At 73.1% G+C, this 16,213-nt stretch carries 10 protein-coding genes; 8 read left to right on the top strand and 2 right to left on the bottom strand.

Going from position 1 to position 16,213, the window contains the following annotated elements; translation table 11 throughout:
* Positions 1-137: 137 nt before the first annotated feature.
* Positions 138-1,259, bottom strand: a complete 1,122-nt coding sequence (gene serC / locus ACGFYY_RS30870; protein ID WP_393714420.1) for a phosphoserine transaminase — start codon at positions 1,257-1,259, stop codon at positions 138-140.
* An 84-nt stretch (positions 1,260-1,343) separates the two neighbouring features.
* On the opposite strand from serC, the gene ACGFYY_RS30865 reads away from it, so the two are divergent.
* Genes ACGFYY_RS30865 through ACGFYY_RS30855 form a run of 3 tightly spaced genes read left to right on the top strand, consistent with a single transcriptional unit; the run spans position 1,344 to position 5,472 of the window.
* A complete protein-coding gene (locus ACGFYY_RS30865) occupies positions 1,344-4,091 on the top strand; it encodes an FAD-binding and (Fe-S)-binding domain-containing protein (protein WP_393714418.1) in 2,748 nt (915 codons plus the stop codon).
* 59 nt (positions 4,092-4,150) lie between these two features.
* On the top strand, positions 4,151-5,116 hold the full coding sequence (locus ACGFYY_RS30860; RefSeq protein ID WP_393714416.1) for a DMT family transporter: 966 nt from the start codon (positions 4,151-4,153) through the stop codon (positions 5,114-5,116).
* Complete coding sequence (locus ACGFYY_RS30855) at positions 5,116-5,472, top strand: DUF1801 domain-containing protein (protein WP_393714414.1); 357 nt, start codon at positions 5,116-5,118, stop codon at positions 5,470-5,472. The genes ACGFYY_RS30860 and ACGFYY_RS30855 overlap by 1 nt, the downstream gene beginning before the upstream one ends.
* Positions 5,473-6,779: 1,307 nt before the next feature.
* Here the strand turns inward: ACGFYY_RS30855 and ACGFYY_RS30850 are convergent.
* Positions 6,780-8,417 (bottom strand): CocE/NonD family hydrolase, encoded by a 1,638-nt coding sequence (locus ACGFYY_RS30850; RefSeq protein ID WP_393714412.1) that lies wholly within the window; start codon positions 8,415-8,417, stop codon positions 6,780-6,782.
* Between the two features lie 326 nt (positions 8,418-8,743).
* On the opposite strand from ACGFYY_RS30850, the gene ACGFYY_RS30845 reads away from it, so the two are divergent.
* From ACGFYY_RS30845 to ACGFYY_RS30825, 5 genes are all read left to right on the top strand, one after another.
* On the top strand, positions 8,744-9,565 hold the full coding sequence (locus ACGFYY_RS30845) for a TIGR03084 family metal-binding protein (protein ID WP_393714410.1): 822 nt from the start codon (positions 8,744-8,746) through the stop codon (positions 9,563-9,565).
* A gap of 68 nt (positions 9,566-9,633) precedes the next feature.
* Complete coding sequence (locus ACGFYY_RS30840; protein WP_393714448.1) at positions 9,634-11,307, top strand: acyclic terpene utilization AtuA family protein; 1,674 nt, start codon at positions 9,634-9,636, stop codon at positions 11,305-11,307.
* Positions 11,304-12,902 carry an acyl-CoA carboxylase subunit beta gene (locus ACGFYY_RS30835; protein ID WP_393714408.1) on the top strand — a complete coding sequence of 533 codons (1,599 nt, stop codon included), beginning with the start codon at positions 11,304-11,306 and terminating at the stop codon, positions 12,900-12,902. Before ACGFYY_RS30840 ends, ACGFYY_RS30835 begins: the two co-directional genes overlap by 4 nt.
* An 8-nt stretch (positions 12,903-12,910) precedes the next feature.
* Positions 12,911-14,821, top strand: coding sequence for a biotin carboxylase N-terminal domain-containing protein (locus tag ACGFYY_RS30830; RefSeq protein WP_393714406.1), 1,911 nt, complete (start codon positions 12,911-12,913; stop codon positions 14,819-14,821).
* Complete coding sequence (locus ACGFYY_RS30825) at positions 14,818-15,978, top strand: acyl-CoA dehydrogenase family protein (RefSeq protein ID WP_393714404.1); 1,161 nt, start codon at positions 14,818-14,820, stop codon at positions 15,976-15,978. Before ACGFYY_RS30830 ends, ACGFYY_RS30825 begins: the two co-directional genes overlap by 4 nt.
* Positions 15,979-16,213 lie beyond the last annotated feature (235 nt).

Here is a 16,213-nt window from a genome sequence, read left to right as displayed (position 1 = left end):
GAATCGCCGCCGGAGCCCTGAAGGTACCGCGTGCGGGAGAACCCCCACGCCGGTGGCCTTCGGGTGTCCGGGGAACGCCGAAGCCCCCGGCGACCGCAGGTCGCCGGGGGCTTCGCGTCGTACCGGTCAGGTGGTGGTCAGAGCTTCTCGATCACGAAGTCGATGCAGGCCGTCAGGGCCTGCACGTCCGCCGGGTCGATCGCCGGGAACATCGCGATACGGAGCTGGTTGCGGCCGAGCTTGCGGTACGGCTCGGTGTCCACGATCCCGTTGGCGCGCAGCACCTTCGCGACGGCCGCCGCGTCGATGTCGTCCGAGAAGTCGATCGTGCCGATGACGGACGAGCGCTTGTCGGCGTCCACGACGAACGGGGTCGCGTACTTGGACGCCTCCGCCCAGCCGTACAGGTTGCGCGCACTGGCCGCCGTACGACCGGTGGTGAACTCCAGGCCGCCCTGGCCGTTCATCCACTCCAGCTGCTGGTCCAGCAGGAACAGGGTGGACAGCGCCGGGGTGTTGTACGTCTGGTTCTTCAGCGAGTTGTCGATCGCCGTCGGCAGCGAGAAGAACTCCGGGATGTGCCGGCTGCCGGAGGCGTGCACGCGGGCGGCGCGCTCCAGGGCGGCCGGGGAGAACGCGGCCAGCCACAGGCCGCCGTCCGAGGCGAAGGACTTCTGCGGGGCGAAGTAGTAGACGTCCGTCTCGGTGATGTCCACCGGCAGACCGCTGGCGCCCGAGGTCGCGTCCACCAGAACGAGGGACCCGGCGTCGGCGCCCGCGACGCGCTTGATCGGCGCCGCCACACCCGTCGAGGTCTCGTTGTGGGTGTACGCGTACACGTCCACGCCCGCCTCGGCCACCGGCTCCGGGTGCGTACCCGGCTCCGAGGAGATCACGGACGGCGCGTCCAGCCACGGCGCGAGCTTCGCGGCCGTCGCGAACTTCGACGAGAACTCGCCGAAGGTGAGGTGCTGGGACTTCCGCTCGATCAGACCGGCGGTCGCGATGTCCCAGAAGGCGGTGGAGCCGCCGTTGCCCAGGATCACCTCGTACCCCTCGGGGAGGGAGAAGAGGTCCCGGAGGCCCTGGCGCACCGAGCCGACCAGGTTCTTGACCGGGGCCTGGCGGTGTGAGGTTCCGAGCAGGGAGGTACCGGTGGCGGCGAGGGCGTCCAGCGCCTCGGTCCGCACCTTGGAGGGGCCCGCGCCGAAGCGTCCGTCGGCGGGCTTGATGTCAGCGGGAATCTGGATCTCAGCCACGAGCGGAGCGTATCGGGTCCCGGTCCGCGCCCTGGACGCGCGTCCACCCGATGAGACGGGTCCGGCCGGTGGGAGGGTGGGGTCGTGACGTCACCCGGTGAACTCGAACGGACATTGCGGGAGAACCTGCGCGGGGAGATCGACTTCGGCGCCGCCGCCCGCGCCCTGACCACCATGGACGCCTCCAACTACCGCCGCGTCCCGGTGGGAGTGGTCGCCCCGCGCGACGCCGACGACGTGGCGGCCGCCCTCGCCGTGTGCGCCGAGGCCGGGGTCCCGGTCGTACCGCGCGGCGGCGGCACCTCCATCGCGGGCCAGGCCACCGGCATCGGCGTGGTCCTCGACCTCACCCGGCACATGAACGCCCTCGTGTCGGTGGACCCGGAGGCCAGGACGGCCGTCGTCCAGCCCGGACTCGTCCTCGACCGCCTACGCGACGCGGTGCGCCCCCACGGGCTGACCTTCGGACCCGACCCGTCCACCCACTCCCGCTGCACCCTCGGCGGCATGATCGGCAACAACGCGTGCGGAGCCCACTCGGTCGCCTGGGGCACCACCGCGGACAACGTCACCGAACTGGCCGTGGCGACCTACGGGGGCACCGCGCACCGGATCGGAACCGGCTGGGCCGGCACCCCGCCCGGCCTGCGGGAACTGGTCACCGCGAACCTCGGGCCGCTACGCACCGGCATGCCGCCCGGCTTCTCGCGGCGGATCTCCGGCTACGGCGGCCTCGACGCGCTGCTACCCGAACGCGGCGTGCAGCCGGCCCGGGCGTTCTGCGGCAGCGAGGGCACGCTCGGGGTGGTGACGGAGGCGGTGGTGCGCCTGGTGGAGGCACCGCGCACGCCGGTCCTCGCGGTGCTCGGCTACGCCGACGAGAGCGCCGCGGCCGAAGCCGCCGCGGGACTGCTGCCGTACGGGCCGCTGACGGTGGAGGGGATGGCCCAGGACCTGGTCGGCGCCACGGCCTCGCAGCTGCCCCGGGGCGGCGCCTGGCTGTTCGTGGAGATGCCGGACGAGGGCGCTGCCCGGGCACTGCTGCGGGCCGCCGACGCACTCGACGCGACGGTCGTCACCGACCCGGCGGGGCAGCGGGCCCTGTGGCGGATCCGCGAGGACGCGGCGGGCACCGCGACACGGATGCCAGGGGGCGCCTCCCGGACGACGTCCGGGGGAGGGGGCATGGCCTGGCCGGGATGGGAGGATTGCGCGGTGCCGCCGGCCCGGCTCGGCGCGTATCTGCGGGAGTTCCGGGCCCTGCTCGCGGCGCACGGGCTCCGCGGAACCCCGTACGGACACTTCGGCGAGGGCTGCGTGCACGTACGGATCGACTTCGACCTGGTGTCGACGCCGGGCATCGCCCGCTTCCGGGCCTTCTCCGGGGAACTGGCCGATCTCGTCGTCGCGCACGGCGGCTCCCTGTCGGGGGAACACGGGGACGGCCAGGCGCGCGCCGAACTCCTGCCCAAGATGTACGGGCCGGACATGATCCGGCTCTTCGGCGCGTACAAGGACGTCTGGGACCCGGCGGGCGGCATGAACCCCGGGATCCTGGTCAGGCCGGCGCGGCTGGACGAGAACCTGCGCTTCACGGTGCTGCCCACCACCCCCTTCGCGGGCGAGATCGCACGCTGCGTGGGCGTCGCGAAATGCCGGACCACGGACACCGGCGGCGGCGCCTCGGTGATGTGCCCCTCCTACCGGGTCACCGGAGAGGAACGGCACTCCACGCGCGGCCGGGCCCGGCTGCTGCACGAGATGCTGGCCGGGGAGATCGTCACGGACGGCTGGCGCTCGGCCGAGGTCGCCGAGGCACTCGACCTGTGCCTGGGGTGCAAGGGCTGCCGCAGCGACTGCCCGGTGGGCGTGGACATGGCCACGTACAAGGCCGAGTTCCTGCACCACCACTGGGCCGGCCGCATCCGCCCGCTGTCCCACTACACCCTCGGCGGCCTACCCGACTGGCTCCGCCTGATCGCCCGCCTGCGGGCGGCCGGCGCGGTCAACGCACTGGCCCGGCACCTCCCCGTACCGGGGCTGGACCGGGAGCGCGGCGGCCGACCGCCGGAACTGGCACGCGAACCGTTCACCCGATGGTGGGGGCGCCGGCCCCGCCCCGCGGGACCCGGAACAGCCGTCACCCTCTGGCCCGACACCTTCACCGAATACCTGAACCCCGCCGCAGGCCGAGCAGCCGTACGCGTACTCCGGGCCGCAGGACTGGCCGTCGAGGTGCCCGCGCCGGCCGGCCGGGTGTGCTGCGGACTGACCTACGTCTCCACCGGCCGGCTCGACCGCGCCCGCACCGTCCTGCGCCGGACGCTCGACGCACTGGGCGACGTAACCGGTCCCGTCGTGGTGCTGGAGCCGAGCTGCGCCGCGGCCCTACGCGCCGACCTGCCCGCGCTGCTCCCCGACGACCCCCGCGCGGCCCGCCTGGCGGGGGCGGTACGGACCTTCGCCGAGACCCTGGAGGAGTACGCCCCGGCCTGGCGGCCGCCGCGCCTGGACCGCCAGGTGGTCGGCCAGACCCACTGCCACCAGCACGCGGTGCTCGGGGACGGCCCCGACCGCAGGCTACGGGCACGCGCCGGCCTGACGGGCGAGCTCAGCGGGGGCTGCTGCGGCCTCGCCGGGAACTTCGGCTTCGAGCCCGGGCACCACGAGGTGTCGGTGGCCTGCGCGGAGGAACAACTGCTCCCGTCCCTGCGCGCCGCCCCGGAGGACGCCGTGATCCAGGCGGACGGATTTTCGTGCCGCACCCAGATCACCCAGCTGGGTGGGGTCCGGGCCCGGCACCTGGCGGAACTCCTCGCGGAAGGGCTGTGACCGTCAGTTGTAAGGCAGGAAATGCGGCAACACTCCTTACGGCCCCTTAGTCTGGGTAGATGCCCGCACCTTCCTCTTCGTCCTCACCGACGACCTCGTCGACCGTCGCCGCAACGGCGCCGGACCCGTCGCCCACCCAGGGCTCCGGTTCCGGTTCCCGCCCCGGTTCCGGCCTCGGCCCCGTCGCGCTGGTGATATCGGCGGGGATCTCGGTGCAGTTCGGTGCCGCCCTCGCGGTCATGATCATGCCGAGGGCGGGCGCGGCGGGCGTCGTCACCCTGCGCCTCGCGGCCGCCGCGATCGTGCTGCTGCTCCTGTGCCGCCCGAAGATGCGCGGCCACTCCCGCTCCGACTGGGGCACGGTGCTCGCCTTCGGCGTCGCCATGGCCGGTATGAACGGCCTCTTCTACCAATCCATCGACCGGATCCCGCTCGGCCCGGCCGTCACCCTGGAGGTCCTCGGACCGCTCGCCCTCTCCGTCATCGTCTCGCGGCGCCTGGTCAACGTCCTGTGGGCCGGCCTCGCCCTCGGCGGCGTCGTCCTGCTGTCCGGACACGGCGGGGGCGGACTCGGCTTCGGCTCCCTCGACCCGCTGGGCGCCGCCTACGCACTCGGGGCGGGCGCGATGTGGGCGCTGTACATCGTGTTCAGCGCGCGTACCGGCCGCCGCTTCCCGCAGGCCGATGGGCTCGCCCTGGCCATGGCGGTGGCCGCCGTCATATCGCTCCCGCTGGGCATCGCCGAAGCGGGCTCGGACCTGCTGGTCCCGAGCACCCTGGCCCTCGGCCTCGGCGTGGCCGTCCTGTCCTCCGTCCTGCCGTACACCCTGGAACTGCTCGCGCTGCGGCGGATGCCGGCCCCGACCTTCGCCATCCTGATGAGCCTGGAGCCGGCCATCGCCGCCACCGCGGGCTTCCTCGTCCTGCACCAGGCCATGTCCGCGCTGGACGCCCTGGCCATCGCCCTCGTGATCGCGGCCAGCATGGGCGCGGTCCGCTCGCAGATCCGGAGGAAAGCCGCCTGATGGACGTCGCCACCTACCTCGCCGCGGTCCCCGACGCCCGCCGCGAGGCCTTGGTCCGCCTGCGGGAGCTGTGCCTGCGGGAGCTGACCGGGTTCGAGGAACACATCGCGTACGGCATGCCCGCGTACACGCGGCCGGGCGGGACCGAAGGCGAGATCGCCTGGGCGAGCCAGAAGCAGTACATCTCCTTCTACCTGCTGCGCACGGACGTCCGGGACGCCTTCGCGGACCGTCTGGCCGCCCACGACATGGGCAAGGCCTGCCTCCGCTTCCGCAACCCCGCCAAGGTCGACTTCGACCTCCTGCGGGACCTCCTCCGAGCGACGGCGGAAGCGGGCCCGGGCCAGGCCTGCTGAGGGGGTACGGAGCCTGGCGGCGGATGCCGACGGCCTGCCGGACGGGGCCGGCACGGGCGACCACGGCGTGGCGGGGCCGGGCCGCGAGGGGTGGCTTCGGGGGGCGGGAGCCTCTCGGGCGGCATCAGGGGTGGGTATGGGGGTTTCCCGTCAGTCCCATCGTCCCTCCGTGTCGGGTCGGTCCCTCAAGGGCGCTCCTTCGTCGCGTCGCTTCGCGATGGCCTGCGGCCACCCTTGACCGACCGTCCCGCCCCGGAGAAACGAAAGACTGCCGAGAAGCCCCCAAAAGAACGAGCCGGTCCAAGGCCTGAGGGGCGGGGACATCACAGCCCCCCGACCCTGCTCCGGTGAGGGCGATCCCGAGACGAGGCCCATCCAGTTCCTGCCCTGGGTCGGGTGGGGCGCGCCCGATCGCTACCCGCTCCCCACCTCTCAGCGTCCGACGACCGTCTGTGGCCGGACATAGGCCGCCCACGACCCGTAGGTGCTTCCGATGGGAGGCGGCTGAAGGCTGACCGGGGCCGGACATAGGCCGCCATCCCCCTTGGGTGCTTCTCGGTGACCGCGACCGGCGGCCGTCAGGGGCTGACGAGAGGCGATGAGAGGGGCGGACGGCCGACAGCTCGGCTATTCCGTGGTGGATCCGGGTCGGCGCGAGCCCGGCACCACCAACCCACCCTCAAAGTGGGGCGATAAGGGCAATCTTTCGGTCTTCCGGACCGTCCACGCGCGCTGACCCGCATCCACCACGGAACAGCCGTGCTTCCACGCCCGTGTACCCCGGACGGTCGTCGGACGCCTCGCATGGGGAGCGTCCATGAGGCGTGGGCGGCCTATGTCCAGCCACAGACGGTGGTCGGACGCTGAGAGGTGGGGAGCGCGTAGCGATCGGGCGCGCCCCACCGACACGGACGGCCTCCTGGGGGCCCGTCTCGGGACCGCGCCCACCCGGGCCTGCCTGGGCTTCTGTGATGTCCCCGTCCCTGAAAGGATCGACCGGCTCGTTCCTTTGGGGGCTTCTCGGCAGTCTTTCGTTTCTCCGGGGCGGGTCGGTCGGTCAAGGGTGGCCGTAGGCCATCGCGAAGCGACGCGACGAAGGAGCGCCCTTGAGGGACCGGCCCGACCCGGAGGGACGATGGGACTGACGGGAAACCCCCATACCCCTCCCCGATGCCGCCCGGCCGGCTCCCGCCCCCCGAAGCCCCCGCCCCACCCCACCACCTCCCGCCCCACCGCCTCCCAGCCCGCCCCCACCCCCGTCCGGCCTGTCGCGGGGGCCGGTCGGACGGGGGTGCGGGGCTATCGGGTCAGCCGAGCGGGAGGTCCAGGTAGGACGGGGTGGCCTCCGGGGAGGTGAACGCCAGGCTCGCGCGGGGCAGGTTGGCGTCGCCGTAGAACGGGTCACGGGCGTCGATCACCAGCATCAACCGGTGGCCGCGCGGCACGTCGTAGGCCGTGGCCTGAAGGTCGATGTCCGCGCTGATCAGGCTGTCGGGCGGGGAATCGAGGTCGGTGTACGGGGCGTGCGTGATGATGTGGGCCGTGCCGTCGGGCGCCGTGTCCAGGAGGTACGCGACGAAGGTGGATCCGGGGTTCGCGGCCCGGTACGTCACGCGCAGCCGGGGTATGCCGCGCAGCCGGGTGGTCTCGGCGGCCGGTTCCGCGGTCCATACGGCGGCGACGGTGCGGTCGATGTCCTGGGTCCGGTAGAGCTTCGGGCGGCCGGCGATCTCCGCGTACCCGGAGCGCACCACCTCATCGGCGACGGTCGCGGGGGTGTCCATCCCGCACAGCACGGTGGACGTCCAGCCGGCCTGCGGCTCCTCGCCGAGCTCGCCGTCGTCCGCGAGGTGCAGCCGTTCCAGGCGTTCGGTGAGGGAGGGCCAGGTCGGGCGGGGTTCGAGGGTCTTGCTCCACATGACCTCGCCGAGCACCTGCCCCTCGGCGTCGATGCCGTTGTCGACGTCCTTGAGGTGGCGGTCGAGCCAGCGGTGCGCGTCCGTCCAGATCCGGTTGGGCAGGCCGAGCATGCCGGTCATCTCGGGGCCGGAGTGGTCGCCGATGGAGACGGCGAGCCGCTTGGGGCCGGTCAGTTCGTTGAAGATCTTCAGTGTCTGGTTGGGCGGGAAGAGCGTCTCGTGCCAGGCGTGCGAGAAGAAGACGGGCACCTGGCGGCGGTTGAGTTCCTTGATGTGGGTGAAGGGTGAGCGGGTCTCCGCCCAGCGCAGGGTGCCCTGGACGTCCCGGTCGGCGAGGACGTTGTCGAAGACGCTCTGCGTCTGCGGGCTCAGCCGGGCCGTCGCGGCCGCGGCGAGCAGGGCCCGTACGGCCGCGATGTGCCGGGTGGAGTTCTCGTAGAAGGCCTCGCCGAGGTCGCCCCAGGTGCTGAGCGCGACGACGGCGTCGACGCGGGTGTCGTGCGCGGCGACGAGTTGGCTGATCCCGGAGCCGTACGAGTCCCCGAGGAAGCCGATCTTCGTCACGGGGCCGGTGCTGCGCTCGATGAGGTGGTCCAGGGCCCGGCTGCCGTCGGCGACGTCGAGCGGGCCCGCCACGTCGACCTGGCCCGCGGAGCCCGCGAAGCCGCGGGCGGAGTAGGCGAGGACGTTGTAGCCGCGGGCGGCGAGGAGGGAGGCCTGGACGGCGTACGGGAGCCAGCCCAGGTCGGTCCACGGCGAGGGCATGACGATCGCGGGGCGCGGCTGGGTTCCGGTGTGCCGCCACAACGCGGCGTCGAGGAGGTCCCCGTCGGCGCCGGTCACCTTGCCGCGGGTGAAGACGGCGACCGAGCGGACCTCGGCGATCTCGGCGGCGCGGGCGGGGGCGAGGCCGGTGACGTCGCCGCTCTCCAGGGCGGTGACGAAGGCGGTCAGGGCGGTCGTGTCGAGTTCGGGGTAGAGCGAGAAGGGAGTGGTGGAGAAGGGGGTACGGGCGGCTGGAGTCACGTCGGTCCATCCTCTTCGTCGTCTTCGGCGAGTGACAGGAACGTGTGCGCCCGCCCGGGCCCGGAGCGGAGCGTTCAGTATCGACGGGACATCCGGTGACGTATCGCGAGTTTCCGGCTTACGGCCTGAATCGCCCCCTCCGTTCCCGCGGGTCGCCGCGCGGCGGGACCTGCGGCCGTTACGCCGGGCGACAACTGCCTTTCCCGTGAGCTGGTTTGACTCGCGTGGCGGGAAGGCGTCGGCACCCGAGAAAATCATGCAAGCATGCTTGATTGTTTTGATGGGTGCTGCCAGTCTTCCCCTCACGCCGAGAAGGGGAGCGCACCGTGCCCGATCCGTCCGCCGCCGACGCAGCCGTCGCCGTCTTCGCCGATCTGCGCGAGGAGGGCCGTGAACTGGACGCCCTGGTAGGAGGGTTGGCCGACCCCGACTGGGCCCGAGCCACCCCCGCGCCCGGCTGGACCATCGCCCACCAGATCGCCCACCTGCACTGGACCGACCGGGCATCGCTCCTCGCCCTCACCGACGCCACCGGCTTCGGCCTGATGGTCGAGGAAGCCCTCAAGGCCCCCGACACGTTCGTCGACGAGGGCGCCCGCGAGGGCGCGGAGCTGGCCCCCGCCGAGCTGCTCGCCCGCTGGCGCACCACGCGCGCCGCCCTCGACGAGGCGCTCGTCGCGGCCTCGCCCGACACCCGCTTCCCCTGGTACGGGCCGCCCATGAAGGCCACCTCGATGGGCAGCGCCCGCCTGATGGAGACCTGGGCCCACGGCCAGGACGTGGCCGACGCGCTCCGCGTGCGCCGCACCCCGACCGCGCGGCTCCGGCACGTGGCGCGGATCGGCGTACGGGCCCGCGACTACGCCTATGCCGTACGCGGACTGCCCGCGCCCACCGAGGAGTTCCGGGTGGAGCTCACGGCCCCCGAAGCACCCGACGGCGCGCGGGTGTGGACGTACGGACCGCCGGACGCCCCACAGCGGATCACCGGCCCGGCGCTCGACTTCTGCCTGTTGGTGACCCAGCGGGCCCACCGCGCCGACCTGGCCCTGACCGCGGTCGGCCCCGACGCCGACCGCTGGCTGGACATCGCCCAGGCCTTCGCCGGCCCGGCGGGAACCGGCCGCGAGCCGGGGGCCGCGCGGTGACCCGGCGCCCCCTCGTCATCGGCAACGCCTCCGGCTTCTACGGAGACCGCTTCGACGCCCTGCGCGAGATGCTGACCGGCGGGCCGCTGGACGTGCTCACCGGCGACTACCTCGCCGAGCTGACCCTGTTGATCCTGGGCCGCGACCGCCTGAAGAACCCGGACCTCGGCTACGCCAAGACCTTCCTGCGCCAGTTGGAGGAGGGGCTCGGGCTCGCGCACGAACGCGGCGTACGGATCGTCGCGAACGCCGGCGGCCTCAACCCGGCCGGACTCGCCGACGCCGTAAGGGCTCTGGCGGCGAAGGTGGGCGTCCCGGTCCGGGTCGCCCATGTGGAGGGCGACGACCTCACCGCGCGGGTGGACGGGGCCCTGACGGCCAACGCCTACCTGGGGGGCGCCGGGATCGCGGCCTGCCTGCGGGCGGGCGCCGATGTGGTGGTGACCGGCCGGGTCACGGACGCGGCGCTGGTCAGCGGCCCGGCCGCCTGGTGGTTCGACTGGGCCCCCGACGCCTACGACCGGCTGGCGGGGGCGGTGGTCGCGGGACACGTCCTGGAGTGCGGCACCCAGGCGACCGGCGGCAACTACTCCTTCTTCGCCCGGCACGACATCCGCCGCCCCGGCTTCCCGCTGGCGGAGATCTCCGACGACGGCTCCGCGGTCATCACCAAACACCCCGGCACGGACGGCGCCGTCACCCCCGGCACGGTCACCGCCCAACTCCTCTACGAAACCCAGGGCGTGCGGTATCTCGGCCCGGACGTGACCACCCGCTTGGACACCGTCCGGCTGACCGACGAGGGCGCCGACCGGGTACGCGTCACGGGAGTGCGCGGCGAGGCCCCGCCGCCTTCGCTGAAGGTCGGCGTCACCCGGATCGGTGGCTGGCGCAACGAGGTCGTCTTCGTCCTGACCGGCCTGGACATCGAAGCGAAGGCGCACCTCGTCCGCACCCAACTCGCCGAAGTGTTGGAAGGCGTGGCCGACACCACCTGGACCCTGGCCCGCACCGACCACGAGGACGCCGACACACAGGAGACGGCCAGTGCGCTGCTGCGGCTGGTGGTCCGCGACCCGTCCCCCGACCGGGTGGGACGCGACCTGACCTCGACGGCGATCGAACTGGCCCTCGGCAGCTACCCGGGCTTCCACGTCACCGCCCCACCCGGCCCGGCCCAGCCCTACGGCACCTTCACCTCGACCCTGATCCCGTCGGACGAGATCCCCCACACGGCAGTCCTCCCGGACGGCACCCGGCTCCCGATGACCGCCCCGAGCCACTCCTCCCCGCCCCGCCCTTCCGCCGTTTCCCCGGACTCCGCCCCGGACCCCGGTCCCCGAACGCCGGACCGGCTGACGCACCCAGCCTCGCCGGCGGAGCCCCCGGAGACCGTCCGCGCGCCCCTCGGGACCATCGCCGGGGCCCGCAGCGGCGACAAGGGCGGCGACGCCAACATCGGCGTCTGGGTCGAAACCGACTCCGCCTGGGAATGGCTGCACCGCACCCTCACGGTGGACGCCTTCCGGACCCTGCTCCCCGAGACCCGCGGCCTCGCCGTGCACCGCCACGACCTGCCGAACCTGCGCGCACTCAACTTCACCGTCACCGGCATCCTCGGCGCCGGCGTCGCCTCCGGCCACCGCTTCGACCCCCAGGCCAAGGCCCTCGGCGAATGGCTCCGCGCCCGCCACCTCGACATCCCCCTCGCACTCCTCCCGGCCCCGGAGGCCACCCCATGACCCGCCTCGGCACCACCGTCGACCCGAACGCCCCCGATCACGCGCAGGCCCGTGCCGCGGCCCTGGAGCGCCTCGCCGCCCTCGACGCCGAGCACGCCAAAGCCCTGGAGGGCGGCGGGGAGAAGTACACCGCCCGCCACCGGAAGCGCGGCAAGCTCCTGGCGCGCGAGCGCGTCGAGCTGCTCCTCGACCCGGACACCCCATTCCTGGAGCTGTCGCCGCTCGCCGCCTGGGGCAGTGACTACCCCGTCGGCGCCTCCATGGTCACCGGCATCGGCACCGTCGAGGGCGTGGAGTGCCTGATCACCGCCAACGACCCCACCGTCCGCGGCGGCGCCTCCAACCCGTGGACGCTGAAGAAGGCACTGCGCGCCAACGAGATCGCCCGGCAGAACCGCCTGCCGGTCATCAGCCTCGTGGAGTCCGGCGGCGCCGACCTGCCCTCCCAGAAGGAGATCTTCATTCCGGGCGGCGCGATCTTCCGCGACCTCACCCGGCTCTCGGCCGAGGGCGTCCCGACCGTCGCCGTCGTCTTCGGCAACTCCACCGCCGGAGGCGCGTACATCCCCGGCATGTCCGACCACACCATCATGATCAAGGACCGTTCCAAGGTGTTCCTCGGCGGCCCGCCCCTGGTCAAGATGGCCACCGGAGAGGAGAGCGACGACGAGTCCCTCGGCGGAGCCGACATGCACGCCCGCACCTCCGGACTCGCCGACCACTACGCCCTCGACGAGTACGACGCCATCCGCCAGGCCCGCCGTGTCGTGGCCCGCCTGAACCACCGCAAGCCGTACCAGGAACCGCCGCAGGCCGAGGAACCCCTCCACGACCCCGAGGAACTCCTCGGCATCGTCCCGCCCGACCTCAAGACCCCCTTCGACCCGCGCGAGGTCATCGCCCGCATCGTCGACGCCTCCGACTTCGACGAGTTCAAGCCCCTCTACGGCCCTAGCCTCGTCACCGGCTGGGCCACCCTGCACGGCTACCCGGTCGGCATCCTCGCCAATGCGCAAGGCGTGCTGTTCAGCGCAGAGTCCCAGAAGGCCGCCCAGTTCATCCAGCTCGCCAACCAGCGCGACATCCCCCTCCTCTTCCTCCACAACACCACCGGCTACATGGTCGGCAAGGAGTACGAGCAGGGCGGCATCATCAAGCACGGCGCGATGATGATCAACGCGGTCTCCAACTCCCGCGTCCCCCACCTCTCCGTCCTCGTCGGCGCGAGTTACGGCGCCGGCCACTACGGCATGTGCGGCCGCGCCTACGAGCCCCGCTTCCTCTTCGCCTGGCCCAGCGCCAAGTCCGCCGTCATGGGCCCCCAACAGCTGGCCGGAGTGCTCTCCATCGTGTCCCGCCAGTCCGCCGCCGCCAAGGGACTCCCGTACGACGAGGAAGCCGACGCCGGCATGCGCGCCTTCGTCGAAGCGCAGATCGAGTCCGAGTCCCTGCCGATGTTCCTGTCCGGGCGGATCTACGACGACGGGGTCATCGACCCGCGCGACACCCGTACCGTCCTCGGCCTGTGCCTGTCGGCCGTCCACAACGCCCCCGTCGAGGGCGCCCGTGGCGGCTTCGGCGTCTTCCGGATGTGAGCCCGCACATGACCCAGCAGCCCATCACCTCCCTCCTGGTCGCCAACCGCGGTGAGATCGCCGTCCGGATCTTCCGCACCGCCCGCGCCCTGGGCCTGGCCACCGTCGCCGTCCACTCCGACCCGGACGCCGACGCCCTGCACGTCCGCGACGCCGACGCGGCCGTACGGCTGCCCGGAGCCGCCCCCGCCGACACCTACCTGCGCGGCGACCTGATCATCAAGGCCGCCCTCGCCGCCGGCGCCGACGCCGTCCACCCCGGCTACGGCTTCCTCTCCGAGAACGCCGACTTCGCCCGCGAGGTCCTGGCCGCCGGACTGACCTGGATCGGCCCGCCGCCCGAGGCCATCGAGGCCATGGCCTCCAAGACCCGGGCCAAGGAACTCATGCGCACCGCTGGCGTGCCGCTCCTCGACCCCGTCGACCCGGCCACCGCCACCACCGCCGACCTGCCCCTCCTCCTCAAGGCCGCCGCCGGCGGAGGCGGCCGCGGCATGCGCGTGGTCCGCGACCTGGACGCCCTCAAGGAGGCCCTCCACGCCGCGTCCGCCGAAGCGGCCTCCGCCTTCGGCGACGGAGAGGTCTTCGCCGAGCCCTACGTGGAACGCGGCCGCCACGTCGAGGTCCAGATCCTCGCCGACAGCCACGGCACCGTCTGGGCCCTCGGCAGCCGCGACTGCTCCCTCCAACGCCGCCACCAGAAGGTCATCGAAGAGGCCCCCGCGCCCGGCCTGCCGGAAACCCTCCGCGAAAACCTCCACGCCGCGGCCGTCGCCGCCGCCCGCGCGGTCTCGTACGAGGGCGCGGGCACCGTCGAGTTCCTCGTCACCGCCGACGGACGCCCGTACTTCCTGGAGATGAACACCCGCCTCCAGGTCGAACACCCCGTCACCGAAGCCGTCTTCGGCCTCGACCTCGTCGCCCACCAACTCCGTGTCGCCGAGGGCGCGGCCCTGTCCCCGGAGCCCCCGCGGCCCAGCGGCCACGCCGTAGAGGCCCGCCTCTACGCCGAGGACCCCGCCCAGGACTGGCGCCCCCAGACCGGCGCCCTGCACACCCTCACCATCGCCGGCGAGGTCCGCGTCGACACCGGCTTCACCGCCGGGGACACCGTCGGCATCCACTACGACCCCATGCTCGCCAAGGTCGTCGCCCACGCCCCCACCCGCGCCGAGGCCGTCCGCGCTCTCGCCGCCGCCCTCGCCGGAGCCCGCATCCACGGACTCACCACCAACCGCGAACTCCTCGTACGGTCCCTGCGCCACCCGGAGTTCGCCGCCGGACAGCTCGACACCGGCTTCTACGACCGCCACCTCGACACCCTCACCACCGGCGCCCCCGACCCCACCCCCGCGGCCCTCGCGGCGGCCCTCGCCGAAGCGGCCCCCGGCCCGGACGCCCCCCTCGCCGCCCGCCTCGGCGGCTGGCGCAACGTCCGCTCCCAACCGCAGACCCGCCGCTACACCGAGGCCGAGACCGCGTACGAGGTCCAGTACCACCCGGTGAACCACCCCGGAATCCGGGTCCTGGCCGCCACCCCCGCCCTCGTCACCCTCGAAGTCGACGGAATCCGCCGGGTGTTCCACGTGAAACGTAATTCGAACAAGATCTACGTGGACTCCGCCCTCGGCGCCCACGCCTTCACCCCCGTACCCCGCTTCCCGGACCCCCAGGACCGCACGGAACCGGGCTCGCTGCTCGCCCCCATGCCCGGCACCGTGGTCCGCGTCGCCGAGGGCCTCGCCCCCGGCAGCACCGTCACCGCCGGCCAGCCCCTGCTCTGGCTGGAGGCCATGAAGATGGAGCACCGCATCCTCGCTCCCGCCTCCGGCACGCTCACCGCGCTCCACGCCGCCACCGGCCGACAGGTCGAGTTCGGCGCCCTGCTCGCCGTAGTCCAGGAGGAACCGCAGCCATGAGCTCCACCATCGAATCCGTCGAACACAAAGCCCTGCGCACCGCCGTCGCCGCCCTTGGGCAGCGCTACGGCCGCGAGTACCTCGCCCGCGTCGCCCGCGAGGGCGGCCACCCCGACGAACTGTGGGCCGACGCCGCGAAGCTCGGCTACCTCGGGGTCAACCTCCCCGAGGAGTACGGCGGCGGAGGCGGCGGCATCGCCGAACTCTCCATCGTCCTGGAGGAACTCGGGGCAGCCGGCTGCCCCCTGCTCATGATGGTCGTCTCGCCCGCCATCTGCGGCACGGTCATCGCCCGCTTCGGCACGGACGCCCAGAAGCAGGCCTGGCTGCCCGGCCTCGCCGACGGCAGCCGCACCATGGCCTTCGGCATCACCGAACCCGACGCCGGATCCAACTCCCACCGCATCACCACCACGGCCCGCCGCGACGGCGACGACTGGATCCTCACCGGCCGCAAGGTCTTCATCTCCGGCGTCGACATCGCCGACGCCACCCTCATCGTCGGCCGCACCGAGGACGCCCGCACCGGCAGCCTCAAGCCCTGCCTGTTCATCGTGCCGCGCGACACCACCGGCTTCGGCCGCACGGTCATCGACATGGAACTGGCGGCCGCGGAGAAGCAGTTCGAACTCACCCTGGACGAGGTGCGCCTGCCGGCCGACGCGCTGGTCGGGGACGAGGACGCGGGCCTGCTCCAGCTGTTCGCCGGCCTCAACCCCGAGCGGATCATGACGGCCGCCTTCGCCATCGGGATGGGCCGCCACGCCCTGGCCAAGGCCGTCGACTACGCGAAGACCCGCCAGGTCTGGAAGCAGCCCATCGGCGGCCACCAGGCGGTGGCCCACCCGCTGGCCCAGGCACACATCGAGCTGGAACTGGCCCGCCTGATGATGGGGAAGGCCGCCGCGCTGTATGACGCGGGAGACGACATGGGGGCCGGCGAGGCGGCGAACATGGCCAAGTACGCCGCCGGGGAGGCCTGCGTCCGGGCGGTGGACCAGGCGGTCCACACCCTCGGCGGCAACGGCCTCACCCGCGAGTACGGCCTCGCCTCCCTCATCACGGCCTCCCGCGTGGCCCGCATCGCCCCGGTCAGCCGGGAGATGATCCTGAACTTCATCTCCCACCAAACCCTGGGCCTCCCCAAGTCGTACTGACTCGCCCGTGCCCTGCGGTGCGCCTGGCGGTGCGGCGCCGTTGCCGGGGCTCTGCCCGGCCCCTGCGGGGTGCTCGGCGGTGCGTGGTGTGTGCCGGGGCGCTGCCCGTGCCCTGCGGTGCGCTTGGCGGTGCGGCGCCGTTGCCGGGGCGCTGCCCCGGACCCCGCGCCTCAATCGCCGGCGGGGCTGGGATTTGGCGGGTCGGTGTCGGTGGTGGGTCGGGGCGGGGGGCCGG

The organism is Streptomyces sp. NPDC048331, assembly GCF_043201215.1.
Classification (GTDB): domain Bacteria; phylum Actinomycetota; class Actinomycetes; order Streptomycetales; family Streptomycetaceae; genus Streptomyces.
This window is presented reverse-complemented; position numbering and strand designations above follow the sequence as displayed.